Origin of the sequence: Brevibacillus sp. AY1 (genome assembly GCF_029870785.1) — a bacterium.
Classification (GTDB): domain Bacteria; phylum Bacillota; class Bacilli; order Brevibacillales; family Brevibacillaceae; genus Brevibacillus; species Brevibacillus invocatus.
In genome coordinates, this window is the sequence record NZ_JAFLPN010000048.1 from 1 (window position 1) to 23,502 (window position 23,502).

Annotated in this window: 28 protein-coding genes and 1 pseudogene; 5 read left to right on the plus strand and 24 right to left on the minus strand. The window is 47.8% G+C overall.

Going from position 1 to position 23,502, the window contains the following annotated elements:
- Nucleotides 1-213: 213 nt before the first annotated feature.
- The 7 genes from JZI27_RS22190 to JZI27_RS22220 form a co-directional block, all read right to left on the minus strand.
- Nucleotides 214-687 carry a hypothetical protein gene (locus JZI27_RS22190; RefSeq protein ID WP_023559059.1) on the minus strand — a complete coding sequence of 158 codons (474 nt, stop codon included), beginning with the start codon at nucleotides 685-687 and terminating at the stop codon, nucleotides 214-216.
- 79 nt (nucleotides 688-766) lie between these two features.
- Nucleotides 767-1,111: a hypothetical protein gene (locus tag JZI27_RS22195; protein WP_023559058.1), complete on the minus strand. Its 345-nt coding sequence runs from the start codon at nucleotides 1,109-1,111 to the stop codon at nucleotides 767-769.
- A gap of 319 nt (nucleotides 1,112-1,430) precedes the next feature.
- Nucleotides 1,431-2,528: a Ger(x)C family spore germination protein gene (locus JZI27_RS22200; RefSeq protein WP_280209345.1), complete on the minus strand. Its 1,098-nt coding sequence runs from the start codon at nucleotides 2,526-2,528 to the stop codon at nucleotides 1,431-1,433.
- Nucleotides 2,509-3,666: a GerAB/ArcD/ProY family transporter gene (locus JZI27_RS22205; protein ID WP_280209346.1), complete on the minus strand. Its 1,158-nt coding sequence runs from the start codon at nucleotides 3,664-3,666 to the stop codon at nucleotides 2,509-2,511. Before JZI27_RS22205 ends, JZI27_RS22200 begins: the two co-directional genes overlap by 20 nt.
- The gene (locus JZI27_RS22210) at nucleotides 3,666-5,156 is read right to left on the minus strand and encodes a spore germination protein (RefSeq protein ID WP_280209347.1); all 1,491 of its coding nucleotides are present in this window, start codon (nucleotides 5,154-5,156) and stop codon (nucleotides 3,666-3,668) included. The genes JZI27_RS22205 and JZI27_RS22210 overlap by 1 nt, the downstream gene beginning before the upstream one ends.
- Nucleotides 5,157-5,434: 278 nt before the next feature.
- On the minus strand, nucleotides 5,435-5,680 hold the full coding sequence (locus JZI27_RS22215; protein ID WP_280209348.1) for a hypothetical protein: 246 nt from the start codon (nucleotides 5,678-5,680) through the stop codon (nucleotides 5,435-5,437).
- Nucleotides 5,681-5,692: 12 nt separating this feature from the next.
- The gene (locus tag JZI27_RS22220; protein ID WP_028407024.1) at nucleotides 5,693-5,896 is read right to left on the minus strand and encodes a hypothetical protein; all 204 of its coding nucleotides are present in this window, start codon (nucleotides 5,894-5,896) and stop codon (nucleotides 5,693-5,695) included.
- A 197-nt stretch (nucleotides 5,897-6,093) separates the two neighbouring features.
- Between JZI27_RS22220 and JZI27_RS22225 the strand changes: the two genes are divergently transcribed.
- Nucleotides 6,094-6,342, plus strand: a complete 249-nt coding sequence (locus JZI27_RS22225; RefSeq protein ID WP_127607729.1) for a YuzF family protein — start codon at nucleotides 6,094-6,096, stop codon at nucleotides 6,340-6,342.
- A gap of 82 nt (nucleotides 6,343-6,424) precedes the next feature.
- Nucleotides 6,425-6,903: pseudogene (locus JZI27_RS22230) on the plus strand (manganese catalase family protein); the annotation flags it as partial.
- A 333-nt stretch (nucleotides 6,904-7,236) separates the two neighbouring features.
- Here the strand turns inward: JZI27_RS22230 and rpsR are convergent.
- The 4 genes from rpsR to ychF all read right to left on the minus strand — a co-directional run bounded on the left by rpsR (nucleotide 7,237) and on the right by ychF (nucleotide 9,895).
- Complete coding sequence (rpsR, locus tag JZI27_RS22235) at nucleotides 7,237-7,521, minus strand: 30S ribosomal protein S18 (protein WP_023559051.1); 285 nt, start codon at nucleotides 7,519-7,521, stop codon at nucleotides 7,237-7,239.
- A gap of 342 nt (nucleotides 7,522-7,863) precedes the next feature.
- On the minus strand, nucleotides 7,864-8,337 hold the full coding sequence (locus JZI27_RS22240; RefSeq protein WP_122909522.1) for a single-stranded DNA-binding protein: 474 nt from the start codon (nucleotides 8,335-8,337) through the stop codon (nucleotides 7,864-7,866).
- Nucleotides 8,338-8,366: 29 nt separating this feature from the next.
- On the minus strand, nucleotides 8,367-8,654 hold the full coding sequence (gene rpsF, locus JZI27_RS22245; RefSeq protein ID WP_122909523.1) for a 30S ribosomal protein S6: 288 nt from the start codon (nucleotides 8,652-8,654) through the stop codon (nucleotides 8,367-8,369).
- A 140-nt stretch (nucleotides 8,655-8,794) separates the two neighbouring features.
- A complete protein-coding gene (ychF, locus tag JZI27_RS22250; RefSeq protein ID WP_122909524.1) occupies nucleotides 8,795-9,895 on the minus strand; it encodes a redox-regulated ATPase YchF in 1,101 nt (366 codons plus the stop codon).
- Between the two features lie 198 nt (nucleotides 9,896-10,093).
- Between ychF and JZI27_RS22255 the strand changes: the two genes are divergently transcribed.
- On the plus strand, nucleotides 10,094-10,717 hold the full coding sequence (locus JZI27_RS22255; protein ID WP_280209353.1) for an NAD(P)-dependent oxidoreductase: 624 nt from the start codon (nucleotides 10,094-10,096) through the stop codon (nucleotides 10,715-10,717).
- A gap of 80 nt (nucleotides 10,718-10,797) precedes the next feature.
- Here the strand turns inward: JZI27_RS22255 and pepF are convergent, their stop codons facing one another.
- Nucleotides 10,798-12,711, minus strand: coding sequence for an oligoendopeptidase F (gene pepF, locus JZI27_RS22260; RefSeq protein ID WP_251244814.1), 1,914 nt, complete (start codon nucleotides 12,709-12,711; stop codon nucleotides 10,798-10,800).
- 480 nt (nucleotides 12,712-13,191) lie between these two features.
- Here pepF and JZI27_RS22265 point away from each other — a divergent pair, with 480 nt between their 5' ends.
- Nucleotides 13,192-13,278 (plus strand): YjcZ family sporulation protein, encoded by an 87-nt coding sequence (locus tag JZI27_RS22265; protein WP_017246824.1) that lies wholly within the window; start codon nucleotides 13,192-13,194, stop codon nucleotides 13,276-13,278.
- Between the two features lie 224 nt (nucleotides 13,279-13,502).
- On the opposite strand, the gene JZI27_RS22270 is transcribed toward JZI27_RS22265, so the two are convergent.
- From JZI27_RS22270 to JZI27_RS22285, 4 genes are all read right to left on the minus strand, one after another.
- A complete protein-coding gene (locus tag JZI27_RS22270) occupies nucleotides 13,503-14,297 on the minus strand; it encodes an Ig-like domain-containing domain (RefSeq protein ID WP_280209355.1) in 795 nt (264 codons plus the stop codon).
- A gap of 106 nt (nucleotides 14,298-14,403) precedes the next feature.
- Nucleotides 14,404-14,619, minus strand: coding sequence for a DUF951 domain-containing protein (locus JZI27_RS22275; protein WP_122909527.1), 216 nt, complete (start codon nucleotides 14,617-14,619; stop codon nucleotides 14,404-14,406).
- On the minus strand, nucleotides 14,619-15,515 hold the full coding sequence (locus JZI27_RS22280) for a mechanosensitive ion channel family protein (protein ID WP_251244812.1): 897 nt from the start codon (nucleotides 15,513-15,515) through the stop codon (nucleotides 14,619-14,621). Before JZI27_RS22280 ends, JZI27_RS22275 begins: the two co-directional genes overlap by 1 nt.
- Entirely contained in the window at nucleotides 15,515-15,793 is a 279-nt protein-coding gene (locus JZI27_RS22285; protein WP_122909529.1) for a putative Se/S carrier protein, read from the minus strand. The genes JZI27_RS22280 and JZI27_RS22285 overlap by 1 nt, the downstream gene beginning before the upstream one ends.
- Before the next feature lie 205 nt (nucleotides 15,794-15,998).
- Between JZI27_RS22285 and yyaC the strand changes: the two genes are divergently transcribed.
- Nucleotides 15,999-16,604, plus strand: a complete 606-nt coding sequence (gene yyaC, locus JZI27_RS22290) for a spore protease YyaC (RefSeq protein WP_122909530.1) — start codon at nucleotides 15,999-16,001, stop codon at nucleotides 16,602-16,604.
- 73 nt (nucleotides 16,605-16,677) lie between these two features.
- Here yyaC and JZI27_RS22295 read toward each other — a convergent pair whose 3' ends face one another.
- From JZI27_RS22295 to JZI27_RS22330, 8 genes are all read right to left on the minus strand, one after another.
- On the minus strand, nucleotides 16,678-17,577 hold the full coding sequence (locus tag JZI27_RS22295; RefSeq protein ID WP_280209357.1) for a diacylglycerol/lipid kinase family protein: 900 nt from the start codon (nucleotides 17,575-17,577) through the stop codon (nucleotides 16,678-16,680).
- A gap of 141 nt (nucleotides 17,578-17,718) precedes the next feature.
- Nucleotides 17,719-18,432, minus strand: coding sequence for a DUF554 domain-containing protein (locus JZI27_RS22300; protein WP_122909532.1), 714 nt, complete (start codon nucleotides 18,430-18,432; stop codon nucleotides 17,719-17,721).
- A 46-nt stretch (nucleotides 18,433-18,478) separates the two neighbouring features.
- Nucleotides 18,479-19,633 (minus strand): aminotransferase class V-fold PLP-dependent enzyme, encoded by a 1,155-nt coding sequence (locus tag JZI27_RS22305; RefSeq protein WP_280209360.1) that lies wholly within the window; start codon nucleotides 19,631-19,633, stop codon nucleotides 18,479-18,481.
- 9 nt (nucleotides 19,634-19,642) lie between these two features.
- Complete coding sequence (locus JZI27_RS22310; protein WP_122909534.1) at nucleotides 19,643-20,494, minus strand: ParB/RepB/Spo0J family partition protein; 852 nt, start codon at nucleotides 20,492-20,494, stop codon at nucleotides 19,643-19,645.
- A complete protein-coding gene (locus tag JZI27_RS22315; RefSeq protein WP_122909546.1) occupies nucleotides 20,491-21,249 on the minus strand; it encodes a ParA family protein in 759 nt (252 codons plus the stop codon). Before JZI27_RS22315 ends, JZI27_RS22310 begins: the two co-directional genes overlap by 4 nt.
- A gap of 291 nt (nucleotides 21,250-21,540) precedes the next feature.
- On the minus strand, nucleotides 21,541-22,395 hold the full coding sequence (gene noc, locus JZI27_RS22320; protein WP_280209361.1) for a nucleoid occlusion protein: 855 nt from the start codon (nucleotides 22,393-22,395) through the stop codon (nucleotides 21,541-21,543).
- 65 nt (nucleotides 22,396-22,460) lie between these two features.
- Nucleotides 22,461-22,763 carry a hypothetical protein gene (locus tag JZI27_RS22325; protein ID WP_280209363.1) on the minus strand — a complete coding sequence of 101 codons (303 nt, stop codon included), beginning with the start codon at nucleotides 22,761-22,763 and terminating at the stop codon, nucleotides 22,461-22,463.
- A gap of 47 nt (nucleotides 22,764-22,810) precedes the next feature.
- Entirely contained in the window at nucleotides 22,811-23,326 is a 516-nt protein-coding gene (locus tag JZI27_RS22330) for an MgtC/SapB family protein (protein ID WP_122909537.1), read from the minus strand.
- Nucleotides 23,327-23,502: the final 176 nt, after the last annotated feature.

Here is a 23,502-nt window from a genome sequence, read left to right on the forward strand (position 1 = left end):
AATCAATTGATAGGCTTGTTCGATTGCATGATGAATCTGATTTTCGTCCACCGATTCCACCCCTTTCCGTTATCTGGATCCCCATCATGTGCTCTTCTGTTGACAAGACGATGCACCAGCGATTCCATTTCCATACCCTGCACAGAACCCGGCAACGATCATTTTTTATCCGTCAAGGCCATATTTGGGGACAATGACGGATAGGTGCCTGCTTTATAACCGCGAGTTTCCATACAGTATATTCGACGTTACAAATACGCCAACCGGCGGCAGCGAAGTTGAAGACGGTTGGGGCGGGACATAGCCGCTATACTCCGGCAAGCTTATATCTGTTGTCGCTACCCAGGTTCCATACTCACCTGCCTGTAAAGAGGGGGGGAGCATCTGGAGGCGTCCGGTGAGAACCAGATGCCGAAGTTGAATCTGGACATCGTCGTAGATGGATAAATGGCCGGAGTAGGCGGCGTAGGGGGAATGAAACATGATCTGCTGCGCGCTTTCATTCCAGCTTCCTTCAATCGGAATCGGCGTTCCGCGAAATCGGATGGTGCCTTGAATTTGTTGATCCGGCAAAACACGCATCACGAGTTTGCCCCACACAACCGGTCTTCCGGCGACAGATGCATGAACCCCCCATATGGAAAAGGGAGGTACACTCTTTGTACTTGTTTGAGCCGCAACGGACATGATTCATCACTCCTCAAAAGTTGGATCACGTCATTATATGCGTCCTCGGCAAAAATGCCAGTCACGGGGCATGGATTCTTTACAGATAACCGAACAGGATCAAGTAAAAGAAGATGGACAGTATCGTCATCGGGATGCTCCAAACCGGCTTTGTATGATGGAGCATCAGAAACATGTGTACATCAAAGAAAAGCGACCACCAGCAATTCCAGCCGTGGGAGTAGGTAATATAACCGAGGCGATATCCAACCCATTCTACACCGATATAGATCAGCACCCATTTTGCAATGTGAACCGCAGCCTTCCATTCGACTTCTGGAAAACGAGTCAGGTAGAGAAAAGCAGTCAAAGGATAAATGCAAAAGGTGTGCAGCATCACAACGCCGGTATAATTGATCAGTTGATCCGGTTCCAGACGCCACACATAAAATTTTTCGTGCGAAAAAAATTCGTAAAGATTTGGAAGCTACCTTACGATTCCAGAGGCGTCGAACGTCAATTCCTTTCACACATCCTGCAAGGGGGAATTCCTGTGGATTGCTGCGCACCTTCCGATCATGCCGGAATCGTATGTTGACCGGATCAAAACTCAGGTACAGGCTGGCCGCTGAGCATGCGAAATCCACAATCCGCAGGGGACTTTCTGTTTGGGGAATGTGAGCGCTTTTGTACGCGGCTTCAAACGTTCCATGTCATGAAGACGCGTTCATTGGCGAGTGACACAGGGCGCGCGAGCTGCGTCTTCATCGCCGGTCCGCATGCGAATCGAACATCCCGGTATGCTCCAACTTCAACGAAACATGGATCGTCACGTCCATATCCGGCCATCGTTGGTTCCACTGTTCACGGGTAAATGGCCGTTCCTTCCACCCTACCGTGTGCATTCCCAGCCCGAACGGATCGACTCTTAACGCCTGCGTTCGATCGATAATCTTCTCCAGCTTCTCCTGGATTCTCCGTTCAAGTTTACGCTCGAACTCCTGCAGTTCCCGTGGGCTGTCCGTCTTCTGTCCAGCGGGGACTTCTTCCACCCGTCCTTTAAGCATCACGTCAATATGAACGTTCCGGAACGAATCGGTAAAATGAATTTGCCGCTCGGTTTTGATACTGCCGAGCACGACATCCGCCTCCGATAGCGGCACCGTCTTTTGAACGCCTCTCTTTTCACGCAGCATTTGGAAAAAGACGTCATCGGACAGCGGAATCTTTCCGACCATCTTATCCCCGCGGAACAGCGCCGTCCCGGAATAACGAAGTTCATTGTTCGCGACGGCGTAATAGGGAAGAACCGGATCGGCATAAGGGTTGTACACCCTGGCCAGGAATTCATGCACGTTGCTTGTCGTCAATTGCCCTTGCTTTTCGTAGTGCGCAAACATTTTGTACAGATACAAGTCGATTTCCTCCTGCCCGCTCTGCATCTGCCTGTTCAAATATCCGATCATATCGCCACGCACAACAGAGAGAAACACGCGGCTGGAAATTTCGGGATCACGCAGTAACGTATCGAGCAGAGACGTCAGCCCCCGGTTAGCCATGGCTTCGGAGAAGAAAATCATTCGGATCTGCCCCCCTTTCGTTTCCCGGTAATACTTCAAGTTTCGTAAGTATCTCCCTTCGATTAACGTATTGGAGGACGTGGTAATCACGCTCTTTTTCTCTTTCTTCAGCGGGGAAATGATGGTAGACAGCTTTACGGATCCGTCGTTCCCTTCATCCAGATAAAGCAATACAACCGGCGATATTTCCTCAATGGTATTGGTTTTATCGACAAACGAGCAACCGCCGAGAACAAGCAACATCCACAAAAGAAGAAACCATTTATTTCGAGCCGCCGGCATGTCGGACCCTCCATTTCCTGCGAATCGTGATCCATCCCAAGAGGAAGAAGCCGAAAGGCAAAACAGTATAGGTGCTGGCATCCAGCCATGAAAGCCAGGTGATCCACTCCTTGGCTTTCCATTCGTCCGGCCATATCCAGCGACCGGCCATCCATGTCAGCAGAAGCATCATCAAAAACGCCAACCAAAGCGGCGCTCTTCCTGCTGAAAGACGACTACGCGCAAGACATTGGATTGCTCCCGCCGCATACAATAGAAGGATGGCGACGACGTAAACGAAGGAAATGGCGTAGGCTGGAATCAGGATCATTTCCAGCCGTTCGGCGAAAGGAAGCTGAATATACCGGATCAGATCGACGATCGGCAAGTCTTGCCGTTGCAAATAATCGGATCCGTAAAACGTCAGGCAAATGACAAAAAAGAATATGTATTCGAATGCGGTAAATGCATTGGCGGCAATGAGAGCCGTTTTCAATTTCTTCGCGTCTACCGCCTCTTTCGGCAATGCCAGCATATATTCGGGACCGGAGAACGCCGCCCATACCGTAAGAAAGGCTTGCCAGATGCCTTGGGGCATGTGCTCCGGAAGAAGAGGGAGCAGATGGCGGTATTCGGCAGCCGGCGAAAACGCAAACGGCACGTACAGGAAGGTAACCCATATCGTGCCGACAAACGCAACGATCGCAAAACGAACGGTCTTCTCCATGCCCAATCGAGCCAGGTATACGCAAGCACACAATAGCAGGATGCCAAACAACGTAGCATGTAAGGCGGGAAACAAAATATGGTGCACAATATCGACATAACCCATCATCAGCACGATACCTTTCATCAAAACAGCGAACAGCCCCGCAAGCAAAAACAGGAAAGACACCGCCGTTCCCAACGTGCGGACGATGCCGAGATAACCGCCGGGCGTTTCTTTCCATGCAAAACAGCGGGCAATCATCAAAATGTTGAGGTGCGAGCATCCCGCCGCCAGCAGGATGAGGCCGATCATAACCGGCTCCGCAAGCACACTGGGCAAATATAAAAGATAATATAACGTTTGCATCCGGTTCGCCCAGAAGGCGAGGGACAAGAAACCGAAGGGCGCTGAAATCGAAAACAAACCGGCCGAACCTACACGAGAAGCCATCACGGTTTCCTCCCGGTAACGCGCATCCGCTGCAGCGGCTTCAAATAAGCCGGCCTTGTGCGCATCCTGGACAGCGGCGCACGAAACACCGTATCTTTCCAGTCGCTTGCAAAAAACGGGCTTAGCGGGGACAAATACGGCTGCCCGAGCGAAGTCAGCCCATGCAGGTGGATGCACAGCCAGAGCAAACCGAACCCGATGCCCCACATCCCAAGCCATGATGCCAGAATGAGCAGGGCAAATTGGAGCAGTTTGCTCGCGTTCGTCATCAAATAGTTGGGAACGAGAAACGAGGCGATGGCGGAGATGGCGATCACAATGACCATCACATTGCTTGCGATTCCTGCTTCCACGGCCGCTTGACCGATGACAATACCGCCCACGACGCCGAGCGTTTGGCCGGATTTGGTCGGCATGCGCAAACTGGCTTCCTTTAATATCTCCAGCGTCAGCAGCATGAGCAACGCTTCCCAGAACGGAGGATACGGAATTTCACTGCGGGATTGCATCAGGACAAACAGCATCTCCAGCGGAACCATCTGATAATGGTGAACCGTCACCGCCACGTAAGCCGGGGTCAAAAACAGTGCAGCCACGAACGCGACAAAACGAAGCCCCCGCAGGAAGCTGCCCACCATCCATCGGTGAATATAGTCCTCCGGGGACTGAAACAGATCAAAGAACGTAATGGGCGCTACAAGCGCAAACGGCGTGTTGTCCACCAGCCAGACCACTTTGCCGCTGGCCAGCGCCGCGGCCAGCACGTCCGGACGGTCCGTCTGTTGAAATTGCGGAAAAACGCTGTTGACGTGGTCCTCCATCAAAGCGGAGATATGGGAAGAATCGAGAAGCACATCGAAATCAATTTGTTTCGTCTTCATATCTGCGATCCGCACCAGTTCCGGATTGACAATACCTTCCATGTACAGCAGCACAACAGAAGTTTTGCTTAACGATCCGGCGGTCCATTTCTTTGACTTTAGGCTTGCTACGGGCAGCCGGCGACGGATTAAGGTCAAGTTTTTGTCAAGCCGCTCGTTCAGGCTGTCTTTGGGACCGTACACAATCGATTCCTGCTCGGAAGATTCGATAGTGCGGCCGAGTTGATCCTGCTTTTTGACCGCGCAAACGTTCCCGATCTCATCAAAAACAAGAATTCCTCCCTGCAGGATGAGTTCTTCGGCTTGCTGCAACGTCGTTACGTCCACCCGATCTTCGGAAATCACCTTTTGTCCTGCTTGTTCGTCCGGGGCATGCAAAAGGGGAAGCACGATGTCGCTTTCGACCTGTTTTTGATCCACAAAGGAACGGATGTAAAACAGCTTGACTTTCCGCACTCCCGCATCCAACTCATGCACCTGTGCATCGTGAATATCGTGAAACAATTGCTGCACGTGCTGCGGAGACAAGTTGCCTGCGGGAGGTTGAGTATCGGCTTCTTTTGGCGTATTGCTTTTGTCTTGCTTTTGAAACCAACCGATCCAACGCATCGGCTCCCCCCCTTTCGCGTTTAGTCCAGTATTATTTTTCCCGATATGAAAAAAAACATACCTCGCAGTTCCGGGCTGTTGGCAGTCCGGAGATTATCAGTCATTTCGTGAAAAACCACGGGCTTCCTGCGAGGCCACTGAAAAAAGTCCCCTCGCCTTCTTTCTGCGATGCAAAAAGTCCGTTTTTAGCCTGTGAGACGGCTTTAAACGGACTTTTCCTTATTTTCCTGCAACATCAAACTTAAAAATCGAGGCATCACAGAAAAAACGTATCTTTTTCAGCGGCCTCCTTCCTGCCGATGACTTGATTCGTGAACATTTCGCGAACACTGCTTCTCCCAGTTGTTGCAGAAGTCCTCATACACTTTCTCAACCTTGCTGTCGGATATCATGTGCCTGGCCAAAAAGTCGTACCAGAACTGATCGAAAGACAAAGGCATCCGGGTTCCATATTGGGAACGAAGGGTTACATAACGGTCCCAGATTTTGATTCGGAGTGCTGCCAACTCATCACATCGCTCCATGTCGGTTCGCCTTTAAGCGGCGCTGGTGCCGCTGGGTATTTCTGACGTTTTCGCTCTTTCTTCGGCCAGCTTTTGAAATTGTTTCGCTCTTTCCAGATGAAAGGCACGCAATTGGTCGTGATATTGAGCCATTTTCATGTGCCAGTCGTGCATTTGCCTGACGTAAGCGGCGTGGTCATGCGTAAACATGGGCATTGCCTGTTTAGTAAACTGCATTCAAAACCATTCCTCCTTGGGTAGGTGAATTTTGAACTTACAGCATCAGTCTATGGCAGACGCATAGAAGCGACAACGGCATCCGCCCGGTTTCCGGTCATTTTTATCGGGTTGTTTGTCTATACACAGGCGGAAACACAACCTTCCTTACTTCGGCATAGGCTAAATGGTAACGAGAATGAGGAGGAGATTTCATCGTGTATGCTTATCCGAATGGAATGTACAGGGAAACGGCAAATCCCGCATTATCCACAGTAACCTTGGTTGACCCGTATTTTTATCACACCTTGCGCTCGCTTCAAGGAAAGCCGGTGGTTATTGAAACGTCTCGGGGCCCTGTTCGGGGTACGATAACCGACGTGAAACCGGATCATGTCTTGCTGCAAACAAACAATTCCTCATTTTTTCTGCGCACGCAGCAAATGATTTGGGTTATGCCCTCTTAGCGCTCCAGCGCGGCATGAGACAAACGATCCCTGTCATAAAAATAATAAGAACCATTAATTTGATAAGGGGATGATGTCCGCCATGTTCAAGCGCATCAATCGATTGCCCATTGCATTGCCTGTTCCCAAACATCCGGACGCCAACGCCGCGGCGGCTGTGCAGGAACTATTAGGCGGCCGTTTCGGGGAGATGTCTACGTTGAATAATTATTTGGTCCAATCTTCGAATTTTCGCAGCAAAAAAAGCTGAAGCCCTTTTATGAACTTGTGGCCAGCATTACGGCGGAGGAGGTTGGCCATGTGGAATTGGTGATGAATTCCATTAATTTATGCCTGTCCGGTTCCACATTTCCGGCAGATCCGGATGCGGCCCCTCTGCGCAACGGGCTTGACAAACGCAATACCTACCATTTTATTGCAACGGCTCAAACCTCGTTGCCCGGCGATTCGATGGGCAAAGCATGGAACGGTGATTATGTCTTTAACAGTGGCAATTTGGTACTCGATCTGCTTCATAACTTTTTTCTCGAATGCGGCGCCCGCACCCATAAGATGCGCGTGTTGTAGTCCTCATCCACAACTACTACATTTCGTTTTCCGGCCTCATTGAAAGTTTTTTCAATTTTCAGATTGCCCATATTCATCACCACCGAGATCAATCCTATATGATGTTTAGCCAATGTTTTCCCACTTTTACCGATCTTGAGTGTGTATATCATCCATCATCTATTATTATAGAGTTAATTGTCAATTATCATAGTTGAGTTCCGGAGTAAACTCAAGAAACAAAAGGAACGATTCGCACATGCAATGCTCTTCCGCCGCGGGTTCAATGAACTCTTTTGTGCTGCCATAGAAAAAGGTGTGTTGCCATAAGGCCAACACACCTTTTTCCTAGATATTATCCGTTGTGTACGGAAGCAACGCTACCGCCCTAGCACGTTTAATTGCAACTGTTAATGCACGTTGATATTTTGCGCTTGTTCCAGTCACACGGCGAGGAAGAATCTTCCCACGTTCGCTAATGAACTTTTTAAGAACTTCCGTATTTTTGTAATCAATATGAGTAATTTTATTGACTGTAAAGTAGCAAACTTTTCTACGTTTACCTTTGCCACCTCTACGTGGAGCAAACTTTCTTTCACCACGTTCTTCGTCATTTCTTTGTGCAAATGCCATTGTTATTTTCTCGTTCCCTTCATTATTGCACATTGGTTAACGTGCCAAGTTTTTTCTGACTATCCTCTAGTTCAAAGTTGGGTATGGATAAGTCTTACGACTTACCCACACCCGACTTCTCACTACGGGGCTACACCCACATCTTGAAATAAGGATGGTCATCATCACTAGACTACATTGACGGTCATAACGTATTACACACTTTACTCAACATCGCGCGATCTTAATAAACCGTGGATGCTGGTCGTAAATGAAGATTACCATTACACAGTTAAAATGCTTTAAAACCCCTTGATTTTACTGAGGTCTTAAAGCATTTTCTGATCTCAGATGTTACGCTCTCTAAAACGGCAAATCATCATCCGATATGTTGATCGGCTTGCCAGCACTCGCGAAGGGGTCACCAAATGGATCATCGTTTCTCTGCGGAGACGGTCTGTTGCCGCCGCCAAAGCCTGGACCTGGATCGTATCCGGCATTGTCTCCACCACCTTCGTTGCCTCTTCCGCCCAAAAATTGAACGTTTTCAGCAACGACTTCCGTCACATATACGCGTTTTCCTTCTTTATTGTCGTAGGAGCGTGTTTGTAGACGTCCCTCGATGGCAGCTTGTCTGCCCTTGCGCAAATAGCTGGCACAAAGATCGGCAAGCTTTTGCCACGCGACAATATTGATGAAATCGGCTTCACGCTCGCCCGCTTGGTTGGTACGCGGACGGTTGATAGCCACGGTAAAAGTAGCAACGGCAACGCCATTTGGCGTGTAGCGAAGTTCTGGATCTTTCGTCAGGTTGCCGATGAGAATGACTTTATTCATCTTGAGTCCCCCTCTGACCGAGACGACAATTACTGCTCATCACGAACGAACATGAAGCGGATAACGTCGTCGTTAATTTTCATGAGACGCTCTGCTTCCGCAACAGCATCTGGATTTGCGGTGAAGTTCATCAAAACGTAGTAACCTTCACGGAACTTTTCGATCTCATACGCAAGACGACGCTTGCCCATTTCTTGAAGTTTGGTGATTTCGCCACCGTAGTTAGTTACAACATCGCTGTAACGAGCCACATTGGATTTCACTTTCTCTTCTTCAAGGTCTGGACGCAACACGTACATCACTTCGTATTTACGCATACCTTTTCCACCTCCTTATGGACTTTAACGGCCCTTATTGGGCAAGGAGCGAGTGCTGATTGAACGCAGATAAATGCACTCCATTAATACTCGCATTATTAGATTATAGCAAACCGACTCTCTTGAATCAAGAAAATGTCTTAAACATTAAACCGGAAATGCATGACATCTCCATCGGCTACTACGTACTCTTTTCCTTCCAAACGGTACTTCCCGCGCTCACGTGCTGCAGCTACGGAACCCGCATCGATCAGATCGTTGTAAGCGATCACTTCAGCACGGATAAAGCCGCGTTCGAAGTCCGTGTGGATCACGCCAGCTGCTCCAGGTGCTTTCGTCCCGCGACGGATCGTCCACGCGCGAACTTCCTGCACGCCTGCGGTAAAGTACGTAACCAGACCAAGCAGCTCATAGGCTGCGCGAATCAGACGGTCGAGACCGGATTCAGAAAGTCCCAGTTCTTCCAGGAACATTTCCTTGTCCTCGCCATCCAGTTCGGCGATTTCTGCTTCAACTTTCGCGCTGATGACAACGACCTGCGCACCTTCAGCAGCAGCGTGCTCACGTACCGTCTGGACATGCGGATTGTTGTCCGCATCAAGAATGCCATTCTCTGCCACGTTGCATACGTAGAGCATGGGCTTGATAGTCAAAAGATGCAATTCGCGCACCCATTTGCGTTCTTCGTCATCCAACTCCACACTGCGTGCAGACTGTCCTTCTTCAAAAGCAGCCTTCAGCTTTTCCAGAACGTCAAGCTCTTGTTTGGATTCCTTGTCTCCTGCTTTCACCTTGCGTGCGATACGCTCGATGCGGCGCTCTACAGAATCCAAGTCTGCAAAAATCAATTCCAGGTTGATCGTCTCCATATCGCTCAGTGGATCGACGCGTCCGGATACGTGTGTAATATTTTCATCTTCAAAGCAGCGAACGACGTGTGCGATCGCATCTACCTCTCGAATATGACCCAGGAACTGGTTGCCCAAACCTTCGCCTCGGCTCGCCCCTTTTACCAGACCCGCGATATCTACAAATTCAAAAGCAGTCGGAACTACTTTGTTAGGTACAACAATTTCAGTCAATTTGGCCAATCTTGGATCTGGTACTTCCACGATCCCTACATTGGGGTCGATCGTACAGAACGGATAGTTGGCCGATTCTGCACCTGCTTGCGTAATAGCGTTAAACAGTGTCGATTTACCTACGTTAGGCAGACCAACAATCCCACAAGATGCACCCATCTATATACACTCCTTATACTCTTCCTGACATCCTTTTAAGTATATAGATTTGCATTTGAGAATACAATTGTCTCCTTGTGGCAACTTTCGTCCTCCTTCCTCCTTTAAACCATATGACAAACTGGTGAGACAAAAAAAGAAATGCTAGACTGGGAGGCAATGCGAAAGAAAAAGCGGAAGTACGAAAGGATGGAATTGATGAAATTGCTGATTCTTGGCGCCACAGGTCGCGTAGGCCGCCAGGTGCTGAACAACGCAATAAAGGATGGTCATCAGGTGACCGTTCTTGTCCGTTCAAAAGACAAGCTCTCAGATCTCGAACCAGGTCTGCTTGGAATCATCGAGGGCAACGTATTGAACGCTTCTGATGTCGAAGCTGCCATGAAAGGCGCAGAGGCGGTCATCAGTGCCTTGAGCACGGATGGTGCGGACGTCTTGTCCCAAGGTCTCCCACTGGTTATCGGGACCATGAAAAAGGCGGGCATCTCGCGCATTGTGACCGTAGGGACTGCCGGCATTTTGCAAAGCAGAGTCTCCCCAGACTTGCTGCGCTACCAGTCCAGTGAATCGAGGCGCTCCCTGACGCGTGCTTCCCAGGAGCATCATCAGGCCTACTCGCTGCTGGAAGCTTCCGGCTTGGACTGGACGATTGTTTGTCCCACCTACCTGCCTGAAGGAACTCGCGTAGGCAGCTATCGTATAGAGGCCGATTATTTACCGGAGAACGCAACGGAAATTTCCGTATACGACACCGCTGACTTCGCCTATGAGCAGTTGTTTTCACAAAAGCATCTGCACACACGGGTAGGAATCGCCTACTAAGCCTTTCTGGCCTTGGCTAAAAAGGCTCCCTCTCCAGTCGCGGAAAGGGAGCCTTTTTTTCTGCTTCAGACATTCATTTCTTACTTCTCGTTTACCAGCTTCTCCAGCTCATTTAAGGTTTCCTCAAAAATCTCCATCGCTTGTTCAATAGGCTTGGAGGTAGACATATCTACACCTGCTGCCTTTAGAACTTCAATTGGCGGTGCGGAATTGCCCGCTTCGAGGAAGTTAGTGCGAATCCGATCTACCGCTGGCTGTCCTTCATCCATCACCTGCTTGGCGAGGGCTTGCGCTGCAGCAAAGCTGGTCGAGTATTGGTACACGTAGTATTGGTAGTTAAAGAAGTGAGAAACGCGCGCCCATTCCATCGCGATCTCATCGTCCGAAACCATGTCCTTGCCATAGTACTTTTTGTTGATATCCAGGTAAATTTTCTTGATGGCCTCGGCGTTGAGGGATTCTCCTGCCTGCTCGCGATCATGAATGGCTTTCTCGAACTCCGCAAACTGCGTTTGACGGAAGAGTGTAGAACGGAAATTCTCCAGGTACTGGTTCAACAAGTACATCTTCTCTTCCTTCGTTTTCGCTTCGGCATACATGCTCTTGAACAACAGGGTTTCGTTCATCGTTGATGCCACTTCTGCTGTAAACGTTGGGTAGTTTGAGGAAATGTACGGTTGATTTTTGTTGGTGTAGTACGACTGCATAGCATGCCCCATCTCATGGGCGATCGTGTACACATCGTCCAGCGTCCCTTGATAGTTGAGCAATACGTATGGATGCGTATCATACGCTCCCCACTGATAAGCCCCGGTTCGCTTGTCATCTGTAGAATAGACATCTACCCAGCCAGCATCCATTCCTTCTGCCAATACAGATACGTAATCGTCTCCCATGGCTTGCAAGCCGTTGACGACCATTTTCTTGCCTTCCTCAAAAGGAATGTACCGGTCATCGGACTCCACGATGGGAACGTAAATATCGTACATGTGAAGCTCGTTCACACCCAACATCTTTTTCTTCAAGGAGATATAGCGATGCAAAAGCGGCAAATTGTCGTTCACCGTATCAATCAGCTCGTCGTACACCTTAGTTGGAATATTGTTGGGCGTCAGGCTAGCTTCCAGTGCAGATTTGTAATTGCGTACGCTTGCATAGAAATTGTCTGCCTTTACCTTTGCCCCCAATGTCTGGGCAAATGAGTCCTGGAAGTTCAGCAAAGAGCTGTAGTACGCCTTGAATGCCTCTTGGCGAACACGCTGGTCCTTGCTTTCCATGTAAGAGATAAAATTGGCACGCGTCAATTGTACCTCTTGCCCTTTCTCATCCTTGATTTTAGGGAACTTCACATCTTTAGAAAGCATCCCGTATATCGTGGTTGGCGAATTGGCCAATGGAGAAGATTTGGCCAGCAGCTCCTCCATTTCTTTGGACAGGGAGTGAGGCTTGTTGCGCAGCATGTCTTCGATCACGAGCTTGTATGGTTCCAGGCTCTTGTCCGCCAGCAGAGTTTTCATCTTTGCATCCGGGATCGCTACGATTTCAGGTTGAATCCAGGCTGTTTTTTCGGAAACCAGCGTGTACATTTTCTCTGCGCGATCGGACAGCTCTTGCAGCTCGGAATTGGCTGAGTTCACGTCCAGGGCCATATTGGCATACACATAAGCCTTGTCGTTGATGCGCATCATTTCGACATAGTCCTCAAAAGCTTTCAGCATGGACGCTGCCGAATTCCCCAGCTTGCCTTGATGCTTGGTATACGCTTTGGCCAGCTCTTCTACCTTGGCTACGTCCTTTTCCCACTCTTTCACGCTCGGATAAATATGATCAAGTTTCCATTTGTATTGGTCAGGGATTTCAGCGCGATTCTTGTATTCAGGCGCGCTTTCAGCTGCAAAGGCTACAGCAGGTGAGCTGTAAGGAATGAATGGAGCAGATACGGTAGACAATGCAATCGCAACAGCTGTAACAGAAGCAAAAACATGTTTCTTCAAAATCAGTCTCCCCTTTCTTGAACGTGTAAGAAAGTTTAATTGCTTCATAGTACCAAATCATCCATGCTTAAACTTTCTGGAACGCATGACAACTTTCCTCTAAAACACGGTCGCTCCTCCTTGAATTAACCTCGATTGAGGTTTTCATATTATCATTGCCAAAATATAGTTATAATAATTATCTTTACCAATAGAAAATCCCTGCTTGTTAATAAAATATTCTTAACATTCATTAAGTAAAGTTATTTTATCCAGAGTTATCATTATTTTGTGGATAAAGTTGTGGATAACTTTACTAAACATACCTGTTTGTCCTCCTTTTTGTCTCATGTGCTTGATTATTCGCATAAAAGTTGTCCACATTTTCTGTGGATAGCTTGTGTATAACTTATTTTCATCAAAACCGTGACACCCGCCCATACCTCTTTTCATGTTCTGACATAGCATAGGTATTGAATCTAGGGTAGGAGGTGTTAGCAAGTGGGTATCTTTAACGGCTTCGACGACTTCGCGCTGATTTTGGTTCTCTTTATCCTGCTCGTGATCGTTGGTTGTGACTGCGACTAACCATCCCGCTGTGATCCGGCTTATCTGAAGGTAAGCGGATCTGCTTTACCTTCACTATCACTATAGAAACATAGCATCGGTGTCTATCCACAGTTAGACTTCATTGTGCTAACTTTATAGCCAATCCGACCATGATCCGTCATACCATCTGTACGATCAACGGAATTGTACAACTGAAAAAGGATGCAGCCCACAGGCTTGCATCCTTTTTTACATCTATTCACTTAACGATCACCTGTGGAAAAACTGGACGACTGTCCCGGATTGCGATTTGCTGCCAAATCCTCGACCTTGCCAGCTATCACATGAACTTGGTACGTCGTGTGGGGCTGCCATTTGCCCCCTTTTGGCTTTACCGTCAGCATGCGTTTGGTCTTGTTCCATGTGCTCGTATAGACCACTTCGTTGCCCTTGCTATCCCGGATTTGTACAAGTGTGTTTGCATTCTTGCTGGTCAATGCCTCCCCATTGGTCAAAACGACATCTTCAACAAATTGAAAGGTGAGCTTTTCCTGCAGTTTTACCTTTTTGGCGCCGTTTCCAGGCAAAATGATCGCTTGCGGAGCTATCCGATCGACCGCCTTTTTCGTCGTAAACGATTGGCTTACTTTTGGATTTTGTTGTGACCGCCCGTTCATCAATTTTTTCTCCACCAAAGTAACGGTGTACTGCTGTCCTTCTTCCAGATTACCCACTGGGTCTATCGTGATCGTCCGATTGTTTTTGTTCCATTTTGCCGTGAATTTGACATTCTTGTTCTTTTCATTTTTCAATTGAACGAATGTCGAGACGGATTTGTCTGTGAGCGGTTTTTTATTTTTCAAAGTGACCGTCTCACTAAATTTCATGACGATCAGCGTGTCTGTTGCGACCTCTTTGGCTCCTTGAGATGGGGATATGCTCACTATCCATCCTCCATCACTCTTCGCCAGAGCTGACTGATTGGAACCAAAGCCGATTGCCAACAACAATACCGTCAAACAAACTAACTGCATCCACTTTCTTGCCTTTGCACCCATCTTATCCCTCCCCATTTACACGTGGGATCCTCCGTTTTTCTACTGGCTGATCTCCATCGTTAGAGGAATTGTAAAAAAAGACAGAAGGGTCGTTCAAAAATGTTTTTTAGGATTGTGTATCTTCCGTTTCTGGTGCCTGTATCAGAATTTTTTTTAGTTTGCGTTCGAATTCCAACCGCGGAATCATGACACTGTGTTCACATCCCGTGCATTTGATCCGGATATCCATTCCCATCCGAATCACTTTCCAAGCATTTGTTCCACAGGGATGCGCTTTTTTCATCTGTACGACATCACCCAATCCAAACTGCTTTCGCTCCATTATGAGTACTCCTTTCCGGCATGCTCCTGTCCTTTACTTGGCATCGCAACAATTTTTTGATATGGAATCTGTATGCCTCTCTTCGTAAATTCCGTCCTGATCATCGCTCGCATATTGCGGCTGACGCCGTGGTGCGTATTCGGCTTGCATTCCGCTGTAATGCGCATGACTACTTCGGAAGGACCCAGAGCCTGCACACCCAGAATTTGCGGATCTGCGACGACATCAGGCAATTCTGTTTTTACCTGTGTCATGATGTCCTTCAAGATGCTCTCGACTTGCTTGAGATCCTCCTCGTAGGCTACGGATACATCGACGACTGCCAGCGTATTGGCCAATGAAAAATTGGTCACCTGATTGATCGTTCCATTCGGGAAAATAAAGACCTCTCCCGTCCAACTTCGAATCCGAGTGATCCGCAAGCCGATCTCCTGAACCGTTCCCGTCATATTGTTGATCGTCACGAAGTCTCCTACCGCGAACTGATCCTCAAAAATAATGAAAAAGCCGGTAATGACATCGCGCACCAAGCTTTGCGCTCCAAATCCAACCGCCAGCCCAAGCACCCCTGCACTGACCAGAACAGGTCGCAAATCAATTCCCATCTGCTGTAATACCATTAGCAAAGCGAGAAAATAGATCGTGTATTGCGCGACGTTATTGACCAGAACACGCATCGTGTCCACACGTCGCTGCTCCATTTGCAGCTTGTTTCCCTGACGATGGCGAAAGACCTGATTCACCGCCGCCTGAACAATCGAGACGAGAATACGCGACAAAATAATTATCGCGATGATTTTTAAGACAACCAGCCCGATCTCGATCCACATATCGGTATTGGTTACATACTCGAAGACTTTATCATATAAGCTTCCGAAGAAGTTTTTTCCCTCCATCACACACACCCCTTCAATTCTCCATTTTCGTCTATTTCCTGATATCGACCAGAAAATGAACGGAAATAGCCGCGTATCGTCACCTGCTGTTCTTCCATTACGTCTCTTCCTTGTTTGTAATCAGAAAGTGAAAACTCGATCGAAAGGGCACACCCAGCTGTGATCTCCTTGGGCGTAGGTCTCGTATCAATCTCTATGTCTGCGTACTCCAGCAGCATTTCTGCCCGCAATGCCTGCTGCGTGGAGTCAAATGCAATCAGGACAGTCTCTCCTCCCACCCTGCTACCTCCTTCACAACCGGTCCACCGACCAGAATCATACTCCTATTGTACCTGTTCATCTTTTCACATGCCAGTTTCGCTGATTTTTCTAAACCTCCGCAACCTTCCCATTAGCTGGTATAAAAACGAGATCTCGGTACTATACTGTGAATACTTTAACCATTTTTTTGGGCCAAGACCGCAAGAGTGGAGGTAGCCATTCATGAATACGTTCAACCAGAGTAACAACTGTTTTTTGCCACCCTTCAAGGTGGAATACCGCAGTGAAAACGCTGATGATCAGCTGGCTCAACACCTTGCGCAGCGCTTTCGATTAAAACCCTATGACAGCGATATGGTGATCGTATGTATCGGTACGGATCGCTCGACCGGCGATGCATTGGGACCTTTGGTAGGCAGTAAATTGCAAACGCATGCATCTCGCCATCTTCAGGTATACGGAACACTGGAAGATCCCGTCCATGCAATGAACTTAAATGAAAAAATGGACTTTATTCAGAGCACTCATCCCCAATCCACCATCATTGCCATCGATGCCTGTCTGGGTCAGTTCAGCAATGTCGGCAACATCAATGTAGCCAACGGCCCGCTTAAACCAGGGGCCGGGGTAAAAAAAGATCTGCCTTCTGTCGGGACCTTTCACATTACAGGCATTGTCAATGTCGGCGGCTTCATGGAATACTTTGTTCTGCAAAACACACGTCTTGCCGTTGTGATGAAAATGGCTGAAATCATCGCATCCGGCATTTACAAAGCATCCTCGCTTTCTTCGGGAGAACCCCGTTTAGGATCTGTGCTGCGGGACTAGTCCTCTGGCATAGGGAAAGACTTGTTCGCCTCACGAATGTGGGCAGACAAGTCTCTTCTTGCTTCAAAAGCATTTATCCGCATACGGCCTGACAGCTCGGCAGCATTTCTACTGTCATCGGTGTATGGGAAACCACTTCTCCATCTGCTTGAACAAACAAGGGGTTTTGCGATTGAATGTGGATATGCCTTCCGCGAAAAAAACGAACCCCCGGATGCTTGGCGTGCTTACCCGAAAAGATCAACGGAAAAGCAAACAGAAGCTCCCAACGGCTGACGTTGCTGACGACGCAAATTTCTGCCACTCCATCATTAGGCACCGCATCCGGACAGATTCGCATGCCCCCTCCAAAATTCGGTATATTTGCGATAGCGATCAGCCATACCTTCTGCACGTGATAGGTTTGGCCATCGACGACCAGATTCACATCGCAAGGCTGAAAGGAGCGAATCACACTCAGAACAGATAACACATATGCCACCTTGCCAAGCTTGGTTTTATTCAACCATCCCTTGTATGAGGCTTCATTTGTCTTTTTGGCCACCAGCGCGTCAAAGCCTGCTCCTACCACATTTACCGCGATTCGCTCGTTTATTTTGATCAAATCAATGGTTTTCCTCGATTCTTCCTTTAAAATGCGAGTTAAGGCCTGAACAGGCTCTACTGCCAGACCATGGCCTTTTGCATAATCATTCCCTGAGCCTGCCGCCACCAGTCCAAACAGACACGGCTTGCCTGATTGCTGTATGCCATTCATGACTTCATTCACAGTTCCGTCTCCGCCTACCGCGATGATTTTCGTTACTCCCTCTTTTTGAATCAACTCAACAGCCAGTTTCTGAGCTTCCCCTATCCCAGATGTCTTCCGCACCTGATAATCGACTCCTAGCCCCTTTAGCGTCGGCTCTAACTGCTTCCATGTATCTCTTCCTTTGCCACTTCCGGACATCGGATTGACAATAATCCCAAGCATGACATCCTCTCCGCTCTTGTTTGCTGTAAGAACGTCCTGTGTTCGCGTTTCTTCATTTATTATCGCATGACCTGAATAGTGTGAAAAGAAAGCAAAGAAAAAAGCCCTCCATGATTCGAGAGAGCCCTGTTTCAATCATGTTCAGAGAACGGTAGATAGCCATGCAGCAAACGGCACACCCAATGCGGCAATGACGAGAGCAGGCAGCATATTGGCCACCTGAATTTTTTTCAGCTCCAAAATGTTAATACCAATGGCGATGATCATCAGGCCACCAACAGCCGTTACTTCAAGCAAGATCGCATCCAGCATCTCCTGACTGACCAGATTGTTTATTTGTGTGGACAATAGAGCAATCAATCCCTGATACACAAAAACCGGAATGGCTGAAAACAGCACGCCTATTCCCAATGTAGAGGTAAACAATATAGCCGAAAATCCATCCAACAATGCTTTGGTGTACAGGATGTCGTGATTGTTGCGCAATCCGCTATCCAATGCACCCAATACTCCCATAGCGCCAATGCAATAGACAAGCGTTGCGGTAACAAATCCGGTAGCAATGCTCCCCTCCTTGTTTCCACCTACTTTGCGCTCCAGCCATTTGCCCATTTGGTTCAAACCGTGATCGATTCTGATCCATTCCCCCATGATGGCTCCTACCACGATACTGACGATCAACAGTAGAATATTATCCGTCCCCAAAGCCATTTTGATGCCCAATACGATCACCGCTAGTCCAATACCTTGCATGACGGTTTGCCGAATAGATTCTGGTATGCGAGTCAACAAACGTCCCAACAAGGCGCCTGCTATGATTGCTACAGCATTGACCAGGGTTCCCAACAAGATCACAAGATTTCCCCCTAATAGTGCCTCTCTCTATCTATTATCCTTCTATCTAGCGAAATGCAGCTGCGATTTCGCTAACGGCTTCAATGAGGATTTCTACGTCTTTTTCCGTATTAAAAATGCCGTAGCTGGCCCGCACTGCACCCGTTTGTTCCGTACCTGCTGTCTGATGTCCGAGCGGCGTGCAATGATAGCCTGCACGCGTAGCGATGCCATACTGCTGATCCAGGATAAACGATACCTCTGAAGCATCGACACCTTGAATGTTAAACGATACGACACCGACCCTCTTCGTTTCCGTTCCTGGCCCGTAAACCGTAACGCCTGCTACTTTTCCCAAGCCCACGATGGTTTTTTTGACAAGCTCCCATTCATGCTGGCCAATGTCCTCTACCCCTTTTTCCATGACGTACGAGACACCTTCCAGCAATCCAGCCAATCCAACTGTATTTACCGTTCCACTCTCGTAGCGGTCCGGACGTGTCGTCGGTTGTTCGATCGCCTCTGACTGACTGCCTGTTCCCCCGTGAATCAATGGCTCCAGATCAATATCGCCGTGAACATACAGTCCGCCAGTGCCCTGTGGTCCATACAGTCCTTTATGACCTGGAAAAGCAAGCATATCGATTTTCATTTCTTCTACATGAATCGGCAAAACACCAGCCGTTTGGGAAGCATCTACTAAAAACGTAATTCCGTGCTGCTTGGCCATTGCACCCAGCTCCGCAACAGGTAAAATCACGCCGGTCAGATTGGAGGCATGGCTGATCGCCACCAGACGCGTATTGGGACGGATGGCCTGCACGAAATCCTCCAGATGAAACAGCTGATCGCCTCTAGGTTCCACATAAGTCACTTCTACCTGTTTGGTTTTACTCATGTACTCAAGTGGACGGCGAACAGAATTGTGCTCGACGGATGAGGAGATGACGTGATCTCCCTCTTTCAAAAAGCCTTTTATGGCTTGATTCAGCGCCTGAGTTGCATTGAGATAAAAAAAGAGGTTATTCGGGTTTTGAATCCCAAACAACCGCGATAACTGCACCCGTGTACGAAATACCGTTTTGCTCGCTTTCATCGCCAGGGCATGTCCTCCCCGGCCAGGATTGGCTGCAAAGTCTTCGATGACTTCTGCCATCTTTTCTTTGACACCAGGCGGCTTCGGCCAAGTCGAGGCTGCGTTATCCAAATAAATGATCGCCATAGCTACCTCCTAGACTCCTTTTTCTATAACCAGGATATCTAAAATCCGTTGCAAATCTTCGGGCGAGTAAAAATCGATTTCGATCTTCCCCCGCTTTGTCCCTTTTTTGATCTTTACGGAAGTCCCAAACCGGCTGCGCAGCTTCTCTTCCATTTCGATCAATACAGGCTCGTTTTTCGACGGCTTTTTCTTTTTTGTTTCACGTGAAACAGTAAGCTGCTTCACCATTTCTTCCAATTGGCGTACGTTTAGACCCTTGTCGATCACGTCTTTCGCCAATTGCAGCTGCACCTGTTCTTTCTCTACCGTCAGCAGCGCTCGGGCATGTCCCATCGTGATAGCGGATGTAGAAAGCAGATGTCGGATTTTTTCTGGAAGCTGCAAAAGACGAAGCATATTGGCTACATGAGGTCTGCTTTTCCCCACCTTTTTGGCCAGTTGCTCCTGCGTGTACTCATGATGAGAAATCAGCTTCCCATACGCTTCAGCTTCTTCCAATGGATTCAAATTTTCTCTTTGCAAATTTTCGATCAACGCGATCTCCATCAGCTGTTGATCGGAATACGATTTTACGATAACCGGCACATTTTTTAACCCAATGGATTTTGCCGCACGCAATCGTCGTTCACCCGCAACCAGATCATAGCCCTTGATACTTTTCCGAACAATCAAAGGCTGTACGATGCCATGCTCCGTAATCGACTGTGCTAACTCTTCAATGGCAGCCGGCTCAAATTCCTTACGGGGCTGGTACGGGTTCGGACGAATTTCACTGATTGGAACCTCTTTTACTTGCTCTCCTTCCTCGATGAGGTTGGAGGTTATAAGCGCATTCAGCCCTTTTCCCAAACCTCTTGTCATACCCCTACCACTTCCTTCGCCAAGTCTGAATAGACCTCCGCACCTCTAGAACGTGGATCATACGTAATAATGGCTTGTCCATGTGATGGCGCCTCACTCAAACGAACATTCCGCGGGATAATGGTTTTGTATACTTTTTCCTGGAAATACTTCTTCACTTCTTCAATGACCTGAATCCCAAGGTTGGTACGTGCATCCAGCATGGTCAGAACAACGCCCTCGATAGCCAATTGAGAATTGAGATGCTTTTGAACGAGTCGAATCGTATTGAGCAATTGGCTAAGACCCTCCAGCGCATAATACTCGCATTGGATCGGAATCAGCACGGAATCAGCAGCTGTTAGTGAATTAACCGTTAAAATCCCCAGTGAAGGCGGACAATCAATGATCACGTAGTCGTATTTGTCTTTCACAACCTCCAGCGCTTTTTTCAAACGCACTTCGCGTGAAATGGTTGGAACAAGCTCAATCTCTGCACCTGCCAATTGAATTGTGGCCGGAATGATCATTAAACCCTCAATTTCAGTAGGCAAAGTGGCATCAACGGGGCTGATGTCGTTGATCAGGACATCGTAGATACAGTACCGCACATCGGCTTTATTCACACCAATACCACTAGTGGCGTTTCCTTGTGGGTCAATATCTACCATGAGTACTTTTTTCCCCAATGCGGCCAGACAAGCGCTGAGATTAACGGACGTAGTTGTCTTCCCGACGCCGCCTTTCTGATTCGCTACCGCAATGATTTTACCCAACTTCTCCACCTCATTTTTTTCGTGTAGGAAAGGAAGCCGAGCCTCTCTTTCCACTCGCATGTAAACCGAATAGCTCTACTCCTATTTCCTTTTTCACCGTGTACTTTTCATGTTACCAGATTTACTGCCCTGCCGTACTCAGTTTTTTGCTGGATGTGCAAAGAATAAGCCTTGCGAACGATAGATAGAATGAAGTTCCCTGAATGATTAGGGATTTTTTCCGATACTGCCAAAAAGAAAGGCGGCTTTTTCGCCACCGTCTATCCACAAAAGAATTGCTTTTCGAATCTTCTATTTGCCAGCTTCCTTACTCTTCGGTATTCGGATCGTGAATTGATAAAACTCTTCATGATCCTCCTCATCTGTGTGTACTGGAAGCCCCGTCTGCATGACCATATCGATCGACTGTCGAACCGTATTTATTGCAATGCGTGCATCTCGGGAGAAAGCTTTCCATTTCGGTCTGGATTCCTTCTCCTTTTTGGGTTTATCATCCGCTTCCAGCAGCTGCTTGACTCTTACCTCTGTCTGCTTTACATTCCATTCCCGTTCGAGAATCTCTTGCATCACCTTTAGCTGCAAGGTTTCATCCTTCAATGGAATCAAAGCACGTGCATGACGCTCTGTTAGCTGACGAGCCATCAACGAATCCTGAATCGGTTGAGGCAAATTCAATAGTCGCAGCTTGTTTGCTACAGTCGATTGACCTTTTCCCAAACGTTGAGCAAGACTCTCCTGTGTCAAATTGTGCAGATCAATCAACTTTTGATAAGCTACCGCCTCTTCAATGGCAGTCAAGCCCTCTCTTTGCAGGTTTTCGATGAGCGCAATCGATGCTGTCTGGGCATCGTTAAATTCCTTTACGATCGCAGGAATTCGCTCCATCCCTAATTTTTTGGTCGCTCGCAAACGCCGCTCTCCGGCAATCAATTCATATCGACCATCTCTGACCCGAACCACGATCGGTTGAATTAATCCATGTGTACGAATCGTCTGACACAGCTCATCAATTTTTTCGTCATCAAATACCGTCCGCGGCTGGTATGGATTGGGAACAATATCCTCTACGGGTATCTGACTAATTTCTTCGTTGTCTGTTTTCTCGCCCAAGCCAAATATACGAGAAAATGAATCTCTTACTGCCATACCAAAATCCCCCACTTCTAACCGTTCCGTCCGCTTTTCCTTCGTGATCAGGGTTGTCCTTCACATCAGCCTAGACTTTGGGACATCGTCACCCAGTAGTGTCTACAATCCTTCGCAGGTGTAAGCTGTAGACATTCCCCTTTTATTCCTGCAAGAAAGTCAGTTTTATTACACTTCTCAAAAGCAGTTTTTTCTCCCATTCCAAGCGAATGAAACGTTTGTCCTGACGCTTCAGCTGGAATTACGGTAAAAGCCCTGAGAAAAAATAAAGATTCGGATGTTTTGTTGATCCCGAAGTTCATTGCGATTTCTTTTCTATTTGTAATTCTGCAATATTCGTCCAATTCCTGCTGACAAAATTGTTTCACGTGAAACATCCATGACATTTACCTGAAGATACTCTTTACAAAAATGCTTAGTTGTCACCTTCTTCCTCCAAACTGTCCTCTTCTTGCGGATGCTTGGACGCATGAAAAAGTTTAGGAAACAGCTTGTGCAGATCCAGGATCAAATAAGCAAACAATGAAGCTACAGTCGCCGATACATACATACCGGCGCTGAACATCAATCCGATCGCAGAAGCCACCCACATTCCTGCTGCTGTGGTGAGGCCCTTTACCGATCCATTGGACTTAATAATCGCACCTGCACCCAGAAAGCCCATACCTGTCACGACCTGTGCAGCTACACGTCCCGGATCATGATTTACTCCATTGGAAGAAAAACCGTAGATAGAAGCTAGTCCAAACAGACAGGAACCAAAGCAAACCAGGCTATACGTGCGAAATCCCGCTCCTCTTTGACGATTGACATCCTTGATAAAACGCTCCCTTTCCCACCCCATCACGGCACCAGCTAAAAAAGCCAGTATTAGACGAAGCAATATCTCTGGAAGCTCCGCTGGAAAAAATGCCACAATCGTCGCAAACATATAGAATCATCTCCTCATGTTGTTCGAAACCACGGAAAAGTTATCTATATGTATATGCGTGGAGTAGTGAGGCTATGCACCACCTGAACGATGCGACCTTCCCATAAGAAAACCCAGAGCGAAGCTCTGGGCCTTTTTGCGTTAGAGGATATCCGAAAGTTTGTACTCGTATCCAT

Excerpts from the sequence above, each read along its gene's own strand:
- JZI27_RS22190 (WP_023559059.1), bottom strand. The coding sequence starts at position 687 with ATGTCCGTTGCGGCTCAAACAAGTACAAAGAGTGTACCTCCCTTTTCC.
- JZI27_RS22280 (WP_251244812.1), bottom strand. The coding sequence starts at position 15,515 with ATGGAGGGAAAAAACTTCTTCGGAAGCTTATATGATAAAGTCTTCGAG.
- JZI27_RS22220 (WP_028407024.1), bottom strand. The coding sequence starts at position 5,896 with ATGCAGTTTACTAAACAGGCAATGCCCATGTTTACGCATGACCACGCC.
- JZI27_RS22200 (WP_280209345.1), bottom strand. The coding sequence starts at position 2,528 with ATGCCGGCGGCTCGAAATAAATGGTTTCTTCTTTTGTGGATGTTGCTT.
- rpsR (WP_023559051.1), bottom strand. The coding sequence starts at position 7,521 with ATGGCATTTGCACAAAGAAATGACGAAGAACGTGGTGAAAGAAAGTTT.
- JZI27_RS22275 (WP_122909527.1), bottom strand. The coding sequence starts at position 14,619 with ATGGAGCGAAAGCAGTTTGGATTGGGTGATGTCGTACAGATGAAAAAA.
- yyaC (WP_122909530.1), top strand. The coding sequence starts at position 15,999 with ATGAATACGTTCAACCAGAGTAACAACTGTTTTTTGCCACCCTTCAAG.
- JZI27_RS22305 (WP_280209360.1), bottom strand. The coding sequence starts at position 19,633 with ATGGCGATCATTTATTTGGATAACGCAGCCTCGACTTGGCCGAAGCCG.
- JZI27_RS22295 (WP_280209357.1), bottom strand. The coding sequence starts at position 17,577 with ATGCTTGGGATTATTGTCAATCCGATGTCCGGAAGTGGCAAAGGAAGA.
- JZI27_RS22255 (WP_280209353.1), top strand. The coding sequence starts at position 10,094 with ATGAAATTGCTGATTCTTGGCGCCACAGGTCGCGTAGGCCGCCAGGTG.
- JZI27_RS22330 (WP_122909537.1), bottom strand. The coding sequence starts at position 23,326 with ATGTTTGCGACGATTGTGGCATTTTTTCCAGCGGAGCTTCCAGAGATA.
- JZI27_RS22210 (WP_280209347.1), bottom strand. The coding sequence starts at position 5,156 with ATGCGTTGGATCGGTTGGTTTCAAAAGCAAGACAAAAGCAATACGCCA.
- ychF (WP_122909524.1), bottom strand. The coding sequence starts at position 9,895 with ATGGGTGCATCTTGTGGGATTGTTGGTCTGCCTAACGTAGGTAAATCG.
- JZI27_RS22310 (WP_122909534.1), bottom strand. The coding sequence starts at position 20,494 with ATGACAAGAGGTTTGGGAAAAGGGCTGAATGCGCTTATAACCTCCAAC.
- noc (WP_280209361.1), bottom strand. The coding sequence starts at position 22,395 with ATGGCAGTAAGAGATTCATTTTCTCGTATATTTGGCTTGGGCGAGAAA.
- JZI27_RS22205 (WP_280209346.1), bottom strand. The coding sequence starts at position 3,666 with ATGGCTTCTCGTGTAGGTTCGGCCGGTTTGTTTTCGATTTCAGCGCCC.
- rpsF (WP_122909523.1), bottom strand. The coding sequence starts at position 8,654 with ATGCGTAAATACGAAGTGATGTACGTGTTGCGTCCAGACCTTGAAGAA.
- JZI27_RS22215 (WP_280209348.1), bottom strand. The coding sequence starts at position 5,680 with ATGGAGCGATGTGATGAGTTGGCAGCACTCCGAATCAAAATCTGGGAC.
- JZI27_RS22270 (WP_280209355.1), bottom strand. The coding sequence starts at position 14,297 with ATGGGTGCAAAGGCAAGAAAGTGGATGCAGTTAGTTTGTTTGACGGTA.
- JZI27_RS22240 (WP_122909522.1), bottom strand. The coding sequence starts at position 8,337 with ATGAATAAAGTCATTCTCATCGGCAACCTGACGAAAGATCCAGAACTT.